Genomic DNA, 16,425 nt, shown 5'->3' with positions numbered 1-16,425 from the left:
CATGAAAAAACAAATCCAGCATATCATACTCGCCGCCGCGCTCCTCACCGGGGCCAGCGCCTGCAACAAATATCTCGACGTTAAGCCGGAAGGCAAAGTGCTGCTGACCACTTTCGAAGACTATAACAAAGTGATCAACTTCACCTCGATCCACATCTATCCCGATGCCGAAACCCGCTACCTCAGCGACTGGGCGGCTATAAACGAGATCGCCATCGTTGGCCGCGACCCCAGCCTCGCATCCATCAGTTATCTGTTCGAGGAAAACAGAAGCCGGTTCCCGTTCCTGATTAGCGGCAACGATGGCACCTACGGCAAAGCCTATGGCGCTATCTCCCGGTATAACCTCATCCTGCAGAACATCGACAAAATTACCGACGGCACGGCCGTACAGATAGCCCGGTTGAAAGCGGAAGCCCGGACGCTGCGCGCCTATGTGCATTTCGTGATGCTCAACCTGTACGCCAGGCCTTACAATCCGGCCACCGCTTCCGGCGACAATTCCATCTGCATCAAAAAGGATTTCGACCTGGAAACGCTGGAAAAACCGGTAACGGTGGCGCAGGCGTACGATTTCATCGAAACGGAGCTGCGGCAGTCGGTAGGCGACCTCGCGCAATTCCCAGACAACGCCTTCCACCCGTCGAAAGCCTTTGGATATGGGCTCCTCGCCAAAATGCACCTCTACAAGCGGGAGTTTGCCAAGGCGAAGGAAGCCGCGCAGCAATCGCTCGCATCCAACAACTACATCTTCGACCTCGTTAAATATTACAACGAGGGGCAGGTGGAACCGGTAGACATCGGTATGCAGGAAAACCTCTACTACGGCATCACCGGTAATACCAACAACACGCCCTATACCTATACTATCTCCAAAGAAATGGTGGCCATGTTCGGCACCCAGGACACGAGGATGATGGCCCTTTTCAGCACCACTTCCCCCGTTGTCCAGAACGGTTCCGGTACCGCGTCATTCATTAAAAACGTAAGCGGTGCAGGCCGGTATTGCTACAACGCAGCCGGCATGCGCACTACGGAAGTGTACCTCACGCTCGCAGAATGCCTTTGCCGCGAAGGGAATGTGAGCGAAGCGATGAAACTGGTGAACGACATCCGCCGCAAACGCATGCTCCCCGCAGGTTACGTAGCCGCCACCGCCGCTACGCCCGCCGCCGCACTGGATACGGTGCTTGTGGAAAGAAGGAAGGAGCTCCTGTTCGGGCATAACCGCTTCTGGGACCAGCGCCGACTGGCGCAGGACCCGGGGCATGCGGTGACGGTAGTGCGCAAATTCCCGGTGGTAGTGACCACCGTTCCGCAGCAAACGTATACGCTGCAACCGGGATCGCATCTGTACGTGATCCCCTTCGACCGGAACGTGATCATCAATAACCCGAACATCGTCCAGAACACCAGCGACGCCATGGACCTCTAACGTCCGCACAACCTTCCTGAAAAATAATTACACATGAAATTGAATGGATCCATCATGGTGCCCGTGCTCACGGGCGCCATGATCCTCTGCGGCAAACTGTACGCCCAAATGCCCACGGGCGACCGCTTCCACCGCCAACTGCCGAATGTAAACTGGTCCGACGACCGGCATTTTAAACGCTATTCGTCGATGGGCATGGACAGGAAGGAATTCCTCGTAGATGCGGCCACCGGCAAACAAACCGAGCTGCCGCCGTTTAACAGGGGCACGGTTTCCAAACCCCGCATCTCCATCGGCCGCAAAGGCGAGATCGCGCTCGCCGACACCGTGATCACCGGGAAAGAAAACGCCATGTTTTCGCCCGACTCCCAGCGCGTGGCGTATGTGCAAAACAACGACCTGTACGTGATGGAAATCGCCGGCCATAAAACCTGGCGCGTTTCGAACGACGGTGCCGAAGCGGTATACAACGGGAAATCGTCGTGGGTCTATAATGAAGAAATCCTGGGCCGGGGCACCAATTACCGCGCTTTCTGGTGGAGCCCCGACAGCCGGCGGATCGCGTTCATGCATGTAGACGACCGGCCCGTGCCCGTGTACACGATGTTCGACGAGCAGGGGCAACACGGAAAATACATCCACATCCGCTACCCCAAGGCCGGAGATCCCAATCCCCTCGTGAAGATCGGCATCGCCGACGTGAAGGCACGGCAAACCACCTGGGCAGATTTCGACGAACATGCCGATCAGTATTTCGGGACGCCGTACTGGCGCCCCGACGGCCAGGCGCTTTATACGCAATGGATGAACCGGCGGCAGGATACGCTGAAGATCGAAGCGGTGGACGTGCGCACGGGGAAGCGGTCTGCCGTGTACTCCGAGCACCAGGCAACCTGGATTTCCCTCGACCAGGAGCACCGTATCACTTTCCTCCCTTCCAGCAAACAACTCCTGCTCCTCAGCGACAAATCCGGCTGGCAGCACATTTACATCGCGGCGGAAGACGGCTCCAACCTGAAACCGCTCACCACTGGCGAATGGGAAGTGGAAAACATCGAGTATATCGACGAAAAGAAAGGCTGGATCTATTTCACCGGCAGGAAAGAAAACTCCCTCCGCACCGATTTCTATAAAATCAAAACGGATGGCTCCGGCTTCAAACGTTTGACTTTCGGCGATTACACCCACCGCATCAAAATCTCCCCTTCCGCCAGTTTCTTCATCACTACTTACGGCAATATTTCCACCCCGAACCGGATGGCCGTGGTCGACAACAACGGGAAAGTCGTCCGCGAGCTGGCCGATCAGAAAGGGCCGGATTACGTGGAATTCAAAGGTCCGCGCTACGAAATCTTCCGCATCAAAAACCCTGACGGCTTCGACCTTCCCGTGCGCGTGCGCTGGCCCGAGCATTTCGATCCATCGCGCAATTACCCGGTGCTCGTTCAGATTTACGGCGGGCCAGGCCACAAGAACGTGCAGGATGGTTACATCGGCGGGCTCCGGGAGCCGGATACCAGCGCGCGCGTCCAGGTTTCGATAGACCACCGCGGCTCCGGCCACTTCGGGAAGAAAGGCATGAACTGGATGTACGGCAAACTGGGGACCTGGGAGCTGGAAGATTACGCATTCGTCATGCAGGAACTTTTCCGCCGGTATCCCCATCTCGACCCAAACCGCGTGGGGATCACCGGGTTCAGCTACGGCGGCTACCTCACCTGCCTGGCGCTCGCCAAAAAACCTGGGATCTTCCGCTATGGCCTCGCCGGCGGCAGCGTTACCGACTGGATGCTGTACGACACACATTACACGGAACGCTACATGGGGCATCCCAAAAACAATCCGGAAGGCTATAAATCCGCCGCTGTGCTGCCTTTCGTAAAAAACATCAACGGTGTTCTCCGCCTGAACCAGGGCACGCTGGACGATAACGTTCATGTCCAGAACACCCTGCAGCTGGTGCATTCGCTCATGATGGCCGGCAAGCGCTTCGAGCTGATGCTGTACCCCGGCGCTGCGCACGCCTGGTTCTGGATGCACGAAAAACAGGCGCATTACGTCCGCGAAAACAAGGAATTCATCGATAAATATCTTTTAAACCAACCCACACCATGAGTACATTGAAATCCGCCGCCTGGCTCCTGCTGCTGCTGGCCACCGGCTTCGAATCGTATGCCGGCATGATCGTTAAGGGCGTATGGGAACGCCGTCACGAAGGCAAGATCAGTCTTTACCGGATCGAGCACGGCCGCCTCATCGAAATCTCAACTTCCGTTCCGGATGGCGGGAACCGCTTCGGGTTTTACTTTGAACCGAAGGAAGAAGGGTTCTTCGTCATCGGTATCGATCCCGCGGCATCGCAGCTATCGAAATACACTTTCTACGCGAAGAAGAATGACCAGCTCGATATCACCGTCAACGACAGTACGTTCGTCCTGAATGGCAAATCCAGCAAAGAAAACGCGGAAATCGCACGGTGGCACGATTTTGTGCAACCGGTGGAATGGAAGGCCGTTTACTTCAACCGTGCCCGCAGCATTTACAGCGATTTCTTCCCCCTGCTCGAAGAAAAAGCGAAAGCAGCGGCGGCTTACCGCGCCGGAAAAACCGGCAATAAAACTTTCGATGCGGTTTTCGAACAATTCCGCCGCTACGAAATGCAACGGCTCGCGCTCATCTTCCTCAGCACGCCCCGCACTGCGCATCCGAAAACCAGCGACCTTTCCACCTTCTACAAAAACATGCGGCTGGCCGACTGGAGCGCCGATGCAGGCATTCTCCGGTTTCCTTTCGCGCCCAACGTGATGATGGCCACCGCCCGCACGGAAGCACGGCTGAAGGGTGATGATAATTTCGAACTGGTGAAGCTGATCCCGCTTGTCACCAATGATACGCTGAAAGGCGAGGTTGTCCTTGAGTCGGAAAACATGCTGAGATCTTACCTCGGCTTCCAGGAATCGGATAAAAAATATGGTCAGTACATCGTTACCGCCGATCAAAAGCTACGGCGCACCGCCATTACCGAAAAACTCGCGAAAGCCGCCGCCAAATCCGGCGCGCCTGCCATTAACTTCTCCTATCCCGACGTAACCGGGAAAATGACCTCGCTGAGCGATTTTAAAGGGAAAGTAGTGCTGGTCGACGTGTGGGCTACCTGGTGCGGCCCCTGCAAAGCAGAGCTCCCGGCACTGAAGCAGCTCGAACAGGAGCTCCACGGGCCAGACATCGTGTTCATGGGCGTTTCCGTAGACGTGGAAAAGGACAAACAGAAGTGGCTGGACTTCGTAAAGACCGAGAACCTGAAAGGGGTACAGCTCTTCGCTTCCGGCTGGAGCGAGATCGCCAAATACTACGAGATCAAAGGCATTCCGCGGTTCATGGTGTTCGATAAACAGGGGAATATCGTGAGCACCGATGCGCCGCGGCCGTCGTCTCCCGAACTGAAACTGCTCTTGCAGAACGAAATGAAAAAGTGATGTATCGTTAGTTGATAGATGGAGAAAAGCCGCCTGTGATGGGCGGCTTTCTTTTTTGATGTCCAATTCGCCCCCCGACAAAGTCTTTTCCACCCTTCCCCGGTTGCCGCCCATTCCTGTAATTTTGATACAGGATGCGAATAAACACCTCACCACCACGGCATCCTGCCACGATCCTCCTTTTTATCCCGCATTCGTTACAGCTAAAAACACTTGTATACATGAAAAACGCAACAACAACTGTAGGAAACCGGGCAGTAGTAAGCCCCGAAGAATGGACGGCCTCCCGCATCGCATTGCTGAAAGCGGAGAAAGAGCTCACTCATCGCAGCGACGAAGTGGCCAGGATGCGCCAGCAGCTCCCCTGCGTGGAGATCCACAAGAATTATGTGTTCGATACCGACAAGGGGAAACAGTCGCTGGAAGCGCTGTTCGACGGCCGTTCCCAGCTGTTGGTGTATCACTTCATGTTTGGCCCGGATTACGCCGCCGGATGCGCCAGCTGTTCATCTATCGCCGACAGCTTTAACGGCATTACCGAACATCTGAAAAGCCACGATGTGATGTTGTGGGCCATTTCCAGGGCGCCGCTTACCAAGCTGCAGGCGTTCAAATCGCGCATGGGATGGAGCTTTCCGTGGGCATCGTCTTTCGGGAGCGATTTCAACTACGACTTCGGCGTATCCTACACTGCCGAGCAAATGGAAGCAGGCGCCTATCATAATTACAAAAAAGAAGACCCCATCATCCATGCCCGTTACAAATCGGACGGCTCCAGCGATGTAGCCATGCTGTCGGGCACCGATCTTTTTACCTACGTTAAAGAGCGGCCGGGAATGAGCGCGTTCATCCGCGAGGGCGGGCGCATCTTCCACACCTATTCCGCCTTCGAGCGCGGCGTGGATATTTTGTGGAACATGTACCAGTGGCTGGACAGGGCGCCCCTTGGCCGGAATGAAAACAGCTTTTGGCTCAAACATCACGACCAATACAACAACGAACAAAACGGCTCCGGGAAAAGCTGCTGTCACTAAATCATAAAACATGTTCGAAGCGATCCTTGCCGGGTTCGGCATCGGTATGGCCGGAAGCCTGCACTGCGTGGGCATGTGCGGGCCACTGGCCTTATCGCTGCCCATCAGCGGAAGAACGGAGATCGCGCGGGTACTTGCCGTGCTTTTGTATAATCTCGGGCGCACCGCCACCTATTTTACGATGGGCCTCGCGCTTGGCTGGGCCAGCCACCGGCTGGCTTTTGCCGGTTATCAGCAGATCGCGTCCGTAACAATGGGCGCAATTATTCTGGCGCTGTTGCTGTTGAAAAAATTGCTGCCTGGTAATCGATGGACCGGGCATTTGAGAAACGGGGTCAGGAAATGGTTACGGTATTTTCTCGTGCGGAGGAACAGCGCAGGAACGTTCTTCGTTATCGGGCTGCTGAATGGCGCGCTGCCCTGCGGAACGGTGTACATCGCCATTGCTGCGGCACTTACCACCGGGAGCGCGTTTCGCTCCGGGTTGTTGATGATCGCGTTCGGATTGGGTACCCTTCCGCTAATGGCGCTGCTGATGCTTTGCGGCCATCACCTCAGCCTTTCCTGGAAAACCCGCTTTAGAAAGGCGGCGCCGTTATTTATCGCAGGTGTTGCGGTGCTGATGGTTTTGCGTGGCCTCAACCTGGGGATACCGTTCGTTAGCCCGGCCTTTTCGGGAACGGAGGAGCGCCAATTCCTCAAATGCCATCCCCCGAAATAAATCAGTTCGCATCATGCATGAACTGTAATTCCGCCGCTTCCCGGTTGTATTTGTTTTTGTACGCCAGCGGCGAGATGCCGGTAATTTTCCGGAAAACCTCGCGGAAAGCTTTTGCATCCGAATAGCCAACTTCGTACATGATTTCATTTACGGTTTTGGGGGTGGATTCCAGCGCTTTTTTCGCGGATTCTATTTTCAGGCGCTGCAGGTATTCGGCAGGCGTGTTGCCGGTGGCTTTGATGAACCGCCGGTCGAAGGTCCTCCTGCCAAACGCCAGCTCTTTCGACAATTCATCCACCGAAATTTTCCTGTCGTAGTTATGCTCCATATACTCCTGTGCCTTGCGGATCATATCATCCCCATGTTTTTTCTGCCCGGAAAAAATCGCAAAATCGGACTGCGTCTGCCGGTCGATCTCCACTTGCAGCACCTTTGAGCAATAAATCGCCGTTTGCCGGTCGTAGTATTTCTCGATGAGGTAAATAAGGAGGTTTAAAAATGAATAGCCGCCGCCATTGGTATAAATCCCTTCTTCGTCCGTTATCAGTTTTTCAATCTTGAGCTGCACTTCCGGGAATAGCTGGTGAAAGCTTTCCGCCGATTTCCAGTGTACGGAACAGCTTTTTCCGTTCAGCAGGTCCGTAGCGGCCAGCATATATGCGCCGGTACACATGCTGGCGATCTCGGCGCCTTTCTTGTATTGCCCGCGCAGCCATGCCGACACCTTTTCGTCCACGAAACGCTTCTCCAGGAATTCCCCGCTCAACGCCGGAATAATAATCAGGTCCGTTTTCTTGACGGTCGAAATACTTGCCTGCGGCTGGATCATCAGCATGCCATTCACGAGCTCCGAGCGTTTGGACAGCCCCACCAGCTCCATTTTGAACACCGGTTTCTTCCCGAGCGTACCGTAGTATTTATTCGCCTCCGTAAAAGCATGATACGTTCCTGCAATACACGCTACCGTGTTGGGCCCTGAGCGATCGTCCGGCACGAGGATACTGAGATGTTTCATGGCTTTTTTTTCAAAGTTAGCCAAAAATAGGATATCCAGATCAGCCCGCAGCAACCTTATTTTGGACACTGTAAAATGTCTCAAAAACGACATAAGCCGCCCGGTCCAGGCGGCTTATGCATTTGAGGTTGGCGGCAGGGTCATGAACATTCCCTGCCGCCTGTTTTATTTTCCATTCTCGAAAAGCGTCCAGTCGATATTGAAGAGTGCGCCCTGGCCGGGGTTGCTGAATACGAACCAGAGGTCCTGGCGCCCGGGGGTTGCTTTCACCGGGGCCGTCAGTTCCACCCACTCGCCTTTGTCGCCCGCAGGCACTTTCAGCGTAGCGGCCACCGGCCCGTCTTTAGCGCCCGTTCTCAATTCCAGCGTTCCGCCGGCGCCTTGCAGCTGTACCCGGAACCGTGCGCGGGAGATGCCGCCGAGGTCGATGTTTTTGAAGACGAAGGAACTACCGTCGTTCGCAACGCCATAGCTGAGCAGCTGACTGATCCAGTTCACAAAGCGGATGTTCTGGTCGGTATCGCGCTCTTCCGCTTCCAGTTTCGGATGGCGGAGCATGATGAATTGCTGGCCCGTGAGCGCCTCGATGCCATTGGCGCCCTTATCCGTATAGCGGGCCGTGAGCAGGTAGACGCCGGAGGCGGATTTGCCGATGTGCTCTTTCAGCGCGATGGCACCTTCCGCCGGTAACGATGCGCCGGAAGACCGCAGCGACAGGATGTAATCCACGATCACTTTGGCTTCTTCCACCGCCATCGCGGGATGCGCGCTCATGGGGCGGTTGCCCCACACGCCGCTTCCACCGCGGATCACTTTATCTGCCAGCAAAGCGGTATTCTTTTCATTGCGCTCGTATTTGGCGGCAACGTCCATGAGGCTGGGGCCGACAGACACCGTGTTTTCTGTGTGGCAGGCCTTGCAATCCAGCGAATAGAAAAGCTCTTTCCCTTTCGGCGTTGGCATTGCGCCTCCCTGCGTGAGCGCCCCGGCCATGTCGCGGCCATACGGGATGTAGTTGAACCCAACCGCTACTTTTTCCGCTGCAATGGTGCCGTCTTCCGGATCGGTGACGGTCACTTTGTAAGGGAATTGCATATTGTCCCAATAGAACGAGCTATTGGCGGTAGTGGTGATCTGCACGTCTGGCGGGGTGTTGCCGGCTTTGATGTAGATGGATGCGGTATCAAAGGCTTTGTGATCATCGGTAACGGTCAGCAGCACTTTATACACGCCGGGTTTGGCGAAGGTGTGAGACATGGCGGAATCGCTGTAATCCTTTCCATCCACGTTCCAGCTGTAATGCAATTGATCCTGCCTGTCGGGATCGGAAGACCCCTCCGCAGAAAGCTTCACCGCCATGGGAGCGGGCCCTGTGAGACGGTCTGCGCCAATCCCCGCTACCGGCCGGCGGTTGCCCGCGGCGTAGGTGATGCGGACGAGGCGCGCGTCCATGTTCCGGGAAAACCAGTTGGTACCGTATTCGATCATGTAAATGGCGCCATCGTCGGCAAATCGCAGGTCGATGGGCGCTGCCGGCGCCAGGTGATCGAGGAAAGGCTCCATGCGGAGATAGTTATGGTTTTCGTCGAACGTAACGGCCATGATCCACCGGCGTACCCAATCGTAAATGAGGAGCTTGCCGTCGTAGTAATCAGACAGTTTGTATTCCGCGTTTTTGAATTGATCGGCATAGTAAACCGGTCCGGCCATCACGCTCTGCCCGCCTTTGCCCACGAGGGGGAATTTGGCGGAAGGGCCGTCCCCGAACCAGATCATGGCGCCTTGTGCGGGCGGCAGTTCTTTCACGCCTTTATTGTTGGGCGAGCTGTTGATGGGCTTGGCCGGGTCCTGTTTGGGGCCTTCGGTTTTGGTGGCGAAGTCCCACTTCGGCAGGGCTTCGTTTTCGCCGAGGAAGTACGGCCATCCGAAGAATCCGGGCTTCCGGGCCTGGTTTACTTCGTCGTAGCTGATGGTGCCTTCGCTGCCGGGCACTTTCGTATCCGGCCCCACATCTCCCCAATACACATACTGATTCTTACGGTCTACCGTGAACCGGAAGGGGTTCCGGCAGCCCATGACATAAATTTCCGGCCGGCCTTTGGAGCCGTCTTTCGGGAACAGGTTGCCATCGGGGATTTCGTAAGTTCCGTCGGCTTTGGGGCGGATGCGGAGGATCTTTCCGCGGAGGTCTGCCGAGGAGGCAGACGTGGCCTGGTCGTCGGCGAGCTCGCGCCCGGGGCGCTCGTCCACCGGCGTATATCCTTCTGTTTCTTCTGCGTTGGTATTGTCGCCGGTGGAGAGATAGAGCAATTTATCCGGCCCGAATTCGATGTATCCCGCAGAGTGGCAGCAATGTTTCCGCTGGGTGGGGATTTCGAGAAGGGTTTTCTCCGTTTCGTGCAACAGGCGCTGGTCGCGCATTTCCATGCGGGTGAGCCGGCTCACGGGGGCGTCCCCTCCTACTGCATAATAGAAATAAACCCAGTGGTTCTTATCGAATTCGGGATCGAGGGCCACGCCGAGCAACCCGTCTTCCAGCCCGCTGTACACATTGAACTGCGCCAGTGTGATCACATCTTTTTCGCGTGCCCGGTACAGGCGAACGGCGCCTTTCCGCTCGGCGAACATCACGTCGTTGCCGGGGAGCACGGCCAGTTGCAGGGGTTCGTCGAGCCCCTGCGCCAGCATCGTATAGGTGTACCGGTTATTTTCAGGGATGGCGGGTGTGCTGCAGGCGGCATAATCCAGGCCGCTGGCTTCGTCTCCCGCTTTCGTCAGGATGCGTTCCGCTTCTTCGGGAGCGCCCATAAATACCTGGTCGTTGTCTGCCAATGCATCCAGCCAGGGCCATCCTTTCACTTTGAAGGAGGAATCCTTCATCACCGCCCAGGTGCCGCCTGCTTCCAGGTATCGCTGGAGCGCGTTGATCTGGCGGTGGTCGAGACTGTCGGGGTACGACCAGTTGCTGACGATGGTCCTGAAATGCTGCAGGGAGTCGGGATGCAGGTAGGATTTGTTCCCTTCCACCAGTTCCCATCCATTGGCTTCGGCCGATGCCTTTACGGCAGCGATCATGGTTTCCGTGCTGCCTGCTGATGGCAGCAACAGTACCTTGTTTCCGGGTGATTTGCGCGAGCAGGCGGCTAATGCCAGCATGCACCCGAACATCCATAGTTTTTTCATCAATCGTGTAGTTTTTCTACCGGGATCGTACGTCGGTATCTTTTTGTCTCGTGGAAATAATGTCAGCAAGCCGCTTAAATAGTCCGGTGACGGTAGGGTCCGTTTGCAGGCTCATCTCGTACCATCCACCTCCGCCTTCGTAATAGGCGACGGGTAAATTACGCCAAGCGCCGGCTTTTTCAAACTCATTTATATAATCGGTGTATTTTTTCTGATAGCCGGCATCGGTGATGAGCCTGTTGTCGAATTCCATTTCGAGCGCCATGTTGTGCTGCTTCGCGAAGCTGATGGCGCCGGTGAGGATGCTGTAGGGCGAGTTGAGGTCGAAGAAGTAGTTAGGTTGCTGATAGGCGATATCGAAGCCCATGTTCTGCCAGTTGCCGGCGCCGTCGGCCCCGTAATACGGGATCCAGTAAAAGCGCTTGTTGCGCTCATGGATTTTGGCAGAAACGGTGGGCAGGATTTCGGCTGCCCCGGTATTATGCTCCGCCACCCAATAGAATCCCATCAGCTCCAGGTGTTGCAGGTTGGCGGCGTTCCACATGGTCATGGCCGTATCGATGAACCACTGGCAGGCGGCCACGCGGTCTGCCGCCACGGCGAAATTCAGCTGCCTTCCGTTCAGTTCTCCCCAGTTGGCGGTAGACCGGATGGGCTCGGGAAGCGTGAGCACTACCTTGCGTTTGCGCTCGGGGGTTTTGCCCTGGGCAGACAGGCTGTCGAGCATTCCGTTCAGCGCCTTAATTGCTTTCCCGTCTTCGAAATTCCGCTGCAGGAGCCAGAGCCACTGCGCCTTTCCGGCGGGCTGCTGGCCGTATCCTTCAGCATATTCATATCCCAGGTTGTCTTTGAATTCGATGAACAGGAACCCGTCGAACAGCCATTCGAACCCGGTGGTGGGTGTCCGGAACACGTAAGGCTTGAGATGGGTGCTCGTCCACGGAAGGCGGTGGGTGCCGCCCTGGTAGATCAGTGCGAGATCGGAAATGTAGTATGGGGGCAGCTTTTCGGGAGGCTTGGGCTTTCCCATTTCGGTCGGGGCCGTTGCCGTGGTGGCCTGCATGCTTTTCTGGCAGGAAGTAAAAGTGCTTCCGGTAGCCAGCATGCCGATGGCCACAAAACTGCTGAGAATTTGCTTCAACATAACATCAGGGTTTATTGTGGATAATGAATGATGTGCAGATTTTCCATCCTGAAATACTGTGCTCCCCAGGATTGCCAGTTCATTACGAACCCGACAGACAAGGTAGTTGGCTGTGCCAGGGTAAACTGCAGGGAACGGTCGTTTTCTCCCGAGAAGTTTTTGTATGCCAGCGCCGTGCTCATTTTATCATAATCCGGCAGTGAGTTACCGGTGGCAACGGCCATGTAGCGGGCATCGCCGCCCAAAGTGCCGAGGTACCATTCCCCCGCGCCCAGGTTCACCCGCAGCTCGTATTTGCCCGCAGGCAGGGTGATCGTCTGCCAGGCCTTTCCGTTGCTGATCACCGGCTCGCCGTCCCATTTCTCGAATCCGAAAGTAGCCGCCTCCGCCAGGTTGTCGAACCCGCCGAAACCGCCATTCCGTGTTTTGGCCGCGGCATTCACGTTCCAGTCTGCCGGCGTCCCCCATCTCGATCCATCCCATGTTCCGATAGCAAACGGCCGCTTATAATTCTTGAGATGCAGCGGCGTAATGAATTCCCGCTTCAGCAGCAAAGTTTCCTTCGCGGCGTAAAACGTGTCGATACAGCTCGTATCCGGTCGGAACATCGTACGGAACGCGAAAGGCGTTCCCGGCTTGTATTCCGGCAATACGATGGTAGACTTTCCCCGGGGCGATTTCAGGATGGCCGTTTTGCCGTCTGTTTTGGTATAGGTGAGTTCCACGCCGGCGGCCGTCTCTTCTTCGGTCCCGAAAGTGATGTAAGCGCTTCCGTCGTCGCGCCATTCGGCGTCAGACACCGGCCTGTTCAGCAAGGTGCTTCGGTACTGATCGCCATAGGCTCTCCCTGAAACATTGACGGGAATGGAGCGGCGGCCGTGCATATTGGTGGTATAGATCGTGAAATTGTACATGCCTTCCTGCAGCTGCGGGAAAAGATACGAAAGCGTATCGGGATGGCTGCTGCGTTTCACCGGCAACACCACGGAATCCTTTTTCGCGGAATTGCTGTAATAGATCACGACGTTTTCTACCGTGGGGTCGGCGAAGTGTATCCAACTGAGCTGGATGCGCCTGTCGCCCGAGCTGAGCCGCAGGGAATCTACCTTCCCCGCGTAGGAACGGTCTATGCCGTCCACATAATCCATGTACTTGTCAGACTTTGTGCATGCGGCGGCGGCCATCATGAAGGCCACCGCGGTTATAATGAGTGAATGCTTTTGCATGTTGCTTGATTTAAGTAGCAGTTACCGGAATTACAGGGGTTGGCCCCAGAGCGTCAGCTCGGTGAGCGACAGGTTACCATTGCCCAGCCAGTTTTCCAGGCAGCGGATGCGGATATAGCGGACGGCGGGCTTGTTGGACGGGATATCGCCCTGGTCGCCCTTCACCCAGGCCTGCGCGTCTTCGTCGTTGTACACGGCGTATCCGAGGCCGGAGGGTTTCTTCTGCTCGTAGGTAGTGAGGAGCGTCCAGCTGTCCCAGCTGCCGTCTGGCGCGGGGTTGTTGGACCCCCAGATCTCGTAGCGCTTCATGTCTTTATGGATGTACCGGTAATAGTGGTTGATCCGGAAGCGGCTGAGCTGTGCTTTCACACCCATGTCGATCGTAACGCTCACCGGCGCCAGGCCGGGCTCGTTGGTATCGAGGTTCATCCAGTTGTTGCCCGAGCCGTCGTACGGCATGTTGAAGTCGGAAGACCATCTGCCGTCCCAGATGCTTTCGTAGGTAATGTTCCATTGAACAGACAGCTTGCCGTCGCCGGGCAGGTGGTTGGAGCGGAATTTGTTTTTCTCCAGCTGCTTTTCGAAATAGGGCGTCAGCTCGGCCAGGAGCGTGTCAGACACGTTGCCCCACCTGTCGCGGAGGAACACGCCGAACTTCGCCTTCTCGGCCGGAAGCCCCCTGAAATTGTGGTACCCGGTATCTGCAGATACGTTGGTGATGTTGATCTGCGAAAACTTTTTCAGCGAATCCGGGCCAAGGAGGACCACTTCGAGGGTCTGTTTTTCGGGGTTGATATAATCTAGCCGAACGCCACCGAAATCCGCCACGAGCTTCAATGTTTTGAAAACGGACATGAACGGCGGCAGCAAAGGCTTGATACCGGTTTCCACCGCGGCCGAGCGAACTTCCGCGCCATTCACGGAGTAGAGCTTCACTTTATATTCGCTCGTATCGCCTAACCCCTGGATCTTGATCTGGTTGGTATGGAAAGAAGACTTGAACTGGCGGAGAACGCCGGCCCTCGTCTGCACTTCGGCCACCACGTACAGGAGGTTCTTGTCTTTCGGCAGCGAGTAGGTCAGCAGTGCGCCTCCAGGGGTGGCGGTCACCTTCACATTGCTCACCAGCCCCGGCGGCGTGGGGTCGTCGTACAGCGGCCCGAGCGGATGCTCTTCGCGGCAGGCCGAAATGATCAATGCGGAAAGAGATATAGAAAAGGCAATCAGTTTTTTCATGATTCGTAATCTTTAGGTATGAACATAATTTACCAACCCGGCGTTTGCTGCAGATTCGGGTTTACCACGATGTCGTGCTCCCGGATCGGCCAGAAATAATCGCGGGGCGCCACGAACTTCTGCGCGAACAGCTGTTTCTTTCTGTAATAGTCCGGCGCTTTCGACTGGAAAATATCCCATCCTTCCACCGGCTGGTTCATATAAATCAGGGCTTTCTTCCACCGGCGCAAATCCCATAACCGCGCGCCTTCAAACGCCAGCTCGATCATGCGCTCCTGGTGGATGATGTCCCGCAAACCTTCCTGCGTCGTGAATTTCGCCGGACGGTTGGAGAATTGTGTCCAGCTTTCGGCCACGCCTTTCAACCCGGCACGTGTACGGATTTTGTCGAGATAGTTGATCGCCTCTGCCCCTTTCCCGGTTTCATTCAGGCATTCGGCATACATGAGGTAAAGGTCGGCCAGCCGCATTTCGGGCCAGGCGTAATTCTCGACGATCACATCCGTATTCGTTTGCGTGAACCGGAAGTTGGTGAATTTCTTTACCCAATAACCGGTGGTGTTATAAAACTCGTCGGTGGCTTTCCCCTGCGGCTGTCCCATTTTCGCCTGAACGGTAGAGGCGTTATCATCTGTCTGGTTAGCCTGCAAAAACCACTTTCCGCCGTCGAACGCGATATTGGCGTAGAAGCGGGGCTCGCGGTGGAAGTGAAGGCCCACCGTGGTGTACCCTTCCTGCAGCACGAGCTTTTCAGACGCGGGAACGGTGCGCATTTCGTACCTGCCGGCAAAGTTCCAGGTTTTGTCTTCGTTGATGGGAACGCCGTTTTCCGAATAATACGTTTCGATCATTTTCATGGTCGGCGACATATACGAGCTGAGGTGGGTGCGCTCGGAACGGGTGAGGCTGGGCGCAGCGCTGTAGATCTGCAAGACCCGCGTATCGTTTACCCTGCCGGTCAACGGCCAGATCACTTCAGGGTTTTCTTTTTCCGTGATGGCGCCGTTTACGCTTAAATGTATCCGGGTGGCTTCTTTCACCTGCACAAACGGATTATTGAACTCATACAGGCGGATGCCGGCAGCAGCGCAGCTTTGGATCGCTTCTTCGCAAGCCTTGAGCGCGCGGCTCCAGCGGGCGGGATCGTGGGCGGGACTGAACATGGGACTGCCCTTTTTGTCTTTGAAAGCGGCAAAGTCGGCGTTTCCGTTGAACAGCGGGCTGGCGTGGGCCATCAGTACCTGAGCCTTCAACATCTGTGCGATCGGCTTTGTGATCCGGCCCAGTTCCATGGCGCGGTCGGTGATGCTTTCCGGGAGATCGGGGATCACCTGGTCGAGGGTGCTCACGATGTATTCCGTTACCTCATCCACCGGCTGACGGGTAACCCGCACGGCTTCCGGAGGCGCGTTGAGCGGGAGGTTCACGTCGGTGATGGGAATCGGCCCGTACATTTTCAGGAGGTAGAAATGATAGTAGGCCTTGAGGAATTTCACCTCCGCGATCCAGCGCTTCTGCTCGTCGGGCGAGAGGTAAGGAATGCGGCGGTACTTATCTCCGTCGAGCATGTTTTCGAGGAAGATGTTGCACTCGCGGATGGCGATGAAATACGCTTTCCCGTGGTTGGAACCATTCCAGAAATCCACCAATGGATTGGCGGCGTTCTGCATTCCCATGGAAATTTTCCAGGGAGACTGGTACCATTCATGATTATAGGAATAGGTCCACATATCATCCGCACCAAAGTAACGGATGTTGCAGACAGGATCGGCGGAAGGCAGGAAGGAGTAGCATGTCCGGAGATATTTTTCCGCTTCCGTTTTATTGCTGAAAGCGGTCTCGATGGTGGCGATGTTGTCTGGCACCACATCCAGGAACCCTTTCTTGCAGGATCCCATCAGCAGGCCGGTCATGAGTGCAGCGCCGTATAAGCTATGTTTGAAAGTTGTTCTCAT

11 protein-coding genes are annotated in these 16,425 nt (G+C 55.8%); 5 read left to right on the top strand and 6 right to left on the bottom strand.

What is annotated here, in order from left to right:
- Position 1: 1 nt before the first annotated feature.
- The 5 genes from ACQKLP_RS22745 to ACQKLP_RS22725 all read left to right on the top strand — a co-directional run bounded on the left by ACQKLP_RS22745 (position 2) and on the right by ACQKLP_RS22725 (position 6,666).
- Positions 2 to 1,435 (top strand): RagB/SusD family nutrient uptake outer membrane protein, encoded by a 1,434-nt coding sequence (locus ACQKLP_RS22745; protein ID WP_427325269.1) that lies wholly within the window; start codon positions 2 to 4, stop codon positions 1,433 to 1,435.
- 33 nt (positions 1,436 to 1,468) lie between these two features.
- Positions 1,469 to 3,550: a DPP IV N-terminal domain-containing protein gene (locus tag ACQKLP_RS22740; RefSeq protein ID WP_427325268.1), complete on the top strand. Its 2,082-nt coding sequence runs from the start codon at positions 1,469 to 1,471 to the stop codon at positions 3,548 to 3,550.
- A complete protein-coding gene (locus ACQKLP_RS22735; protein ID WP_427325267.1) occupies positions 3,547 to 4,911 on the top strand; it encodes a TlpA family protein disulfide reductase in 1,365 nt (454 codons plus the stop codon). The genes ACQKLP_RS22740 and ACQKLP_RS22735 overlap by 4 nt, the downstream gene beginning before the upstream one ends.
- A gap of 221 nt (positions 4,912 to 5,132) precedes the next feature.
- The gene (locus tag ACQKLP_RS22730) at positions 5,133 to 5,945 is read left to right on the top strand and encodes a DUF899 domain-containing protein (RefSeq protein WP_427325266.1); all 813 of its coding nucleotides are present in this window, start codon (positions 5,133 to 5,135) and stop codon (positions 5,943 to 5,945) included.
- Positions 5,946 to 5,955: 10 nt separating this feature from the next.
- Complete coding sequence (locus ACQKLP_RS22725; RefSeq protein WP_427325265.1) at positions 5,956 to 6,666, top strand: sulfite exporter TauE/SafE family protein; 711 nt, start codon at positions 5,956 to 5,958, stop codon at positions 6,664 to 6,666.
- A 1-nt stretch (position 6,667) separates the two neighbouring features.
- Here the strand turns inward: ACQKLP_RS22725 and ACQKLP_RS22720 are convergent, their stop codons facing one another.
- From ACQKLP_RS22720 to ACQKLP_RS22695, 6 genes are all read right to left on the bottom strand, one after another.
- Positions 6,668 to 7,681 (bottom strand): GlxA family transcriptional regulator, encoded by a 1,014-nt coding sequence (locus tag ACQKLP_RS22720; protein WP_427325264.1) that lies wholly within the window; start codon positions 7,679 to 7,681, stop codon positions 6,668 to 6,670.
- 165 nt (positions 7,682 to 7,846) lie between these two features.
- Positions 7,847 to 10,864 (bottom strand): PQQ-dependent sugar dehydrogenase, encoded by a 3,018-nt coding sequence (locus ACQKLP_RS22715; protein ID WP_427325263.1) that lies wholly within the window; start codon positions 10,862 to 10,864, stop codon positions 7,847 to 7,849.
- 16 nt (positions 10,865 to 10,880) lie between these two features.
- Positions 10,881 to 12,008, bottom strand: a complete 1,128-nt coding sequence (locus ACQKLP_RS22710; protein ID WP_427325262.1) for a DUF4855 domain-containing protein — start codon at positions 12,006 to 12,008, stop codon at positions 10,881 to 10,883.
- An 11-nt stretch (positions 12,009 to 12,019) separates the two neighbouring features.
- Positions 12,020 to 13,234 carry a DUF4998 domain-containing protein gene (locus ACQKLP_RS22705; protein WP_427325261.1) on the bottom strand — a complete coding sequence of 405 codons (1,215 nt, stop codon included), beginning with the start codon at positions 13,232 to 13,234 and terminating at the stop codon, positions 12,020 to 12,022.
- 30 nt (positions 13,235 to 13,264) lie between these two features.
- Positions 13,265 to 14,470, bottom strand: a complete 1,206-nt coding sequence (locus ACQKLP_RS22700) for a DUF5000 domain-containing lipoprotein (RefSeq protein WP_427325260.1) — start codon at positions 14,468 to 14,470, stop codon at positions 13,265 to 13,267.
- Positions 14,471 to 14,499: 29 nt separating this feature from the next.
- Complete coding sequence (locus ACQKLP_RS22695; RefSeq protein WP_427325259.1) at positions 14,500 to 16,425, bottom strand: RagB/SusD family nutrient uptake outer membrane protein; 1,926 nt, start codon at positions 16,423 to 16,425, stop codon at positions 14,500 to 14,502.

It is taken from the genome of Chitinophaga sp. NPDC101104, assembly GCF_050277495.1.
Taxonomy (GTDB): Bacteria; Bacteroidota; Bacteroidia; order Chitinophagales; family Chitinophagaceae; genus Chitinophaga.
This window is presented reverse-complemented; position numbering and strand designations above follow the sequence as displayed.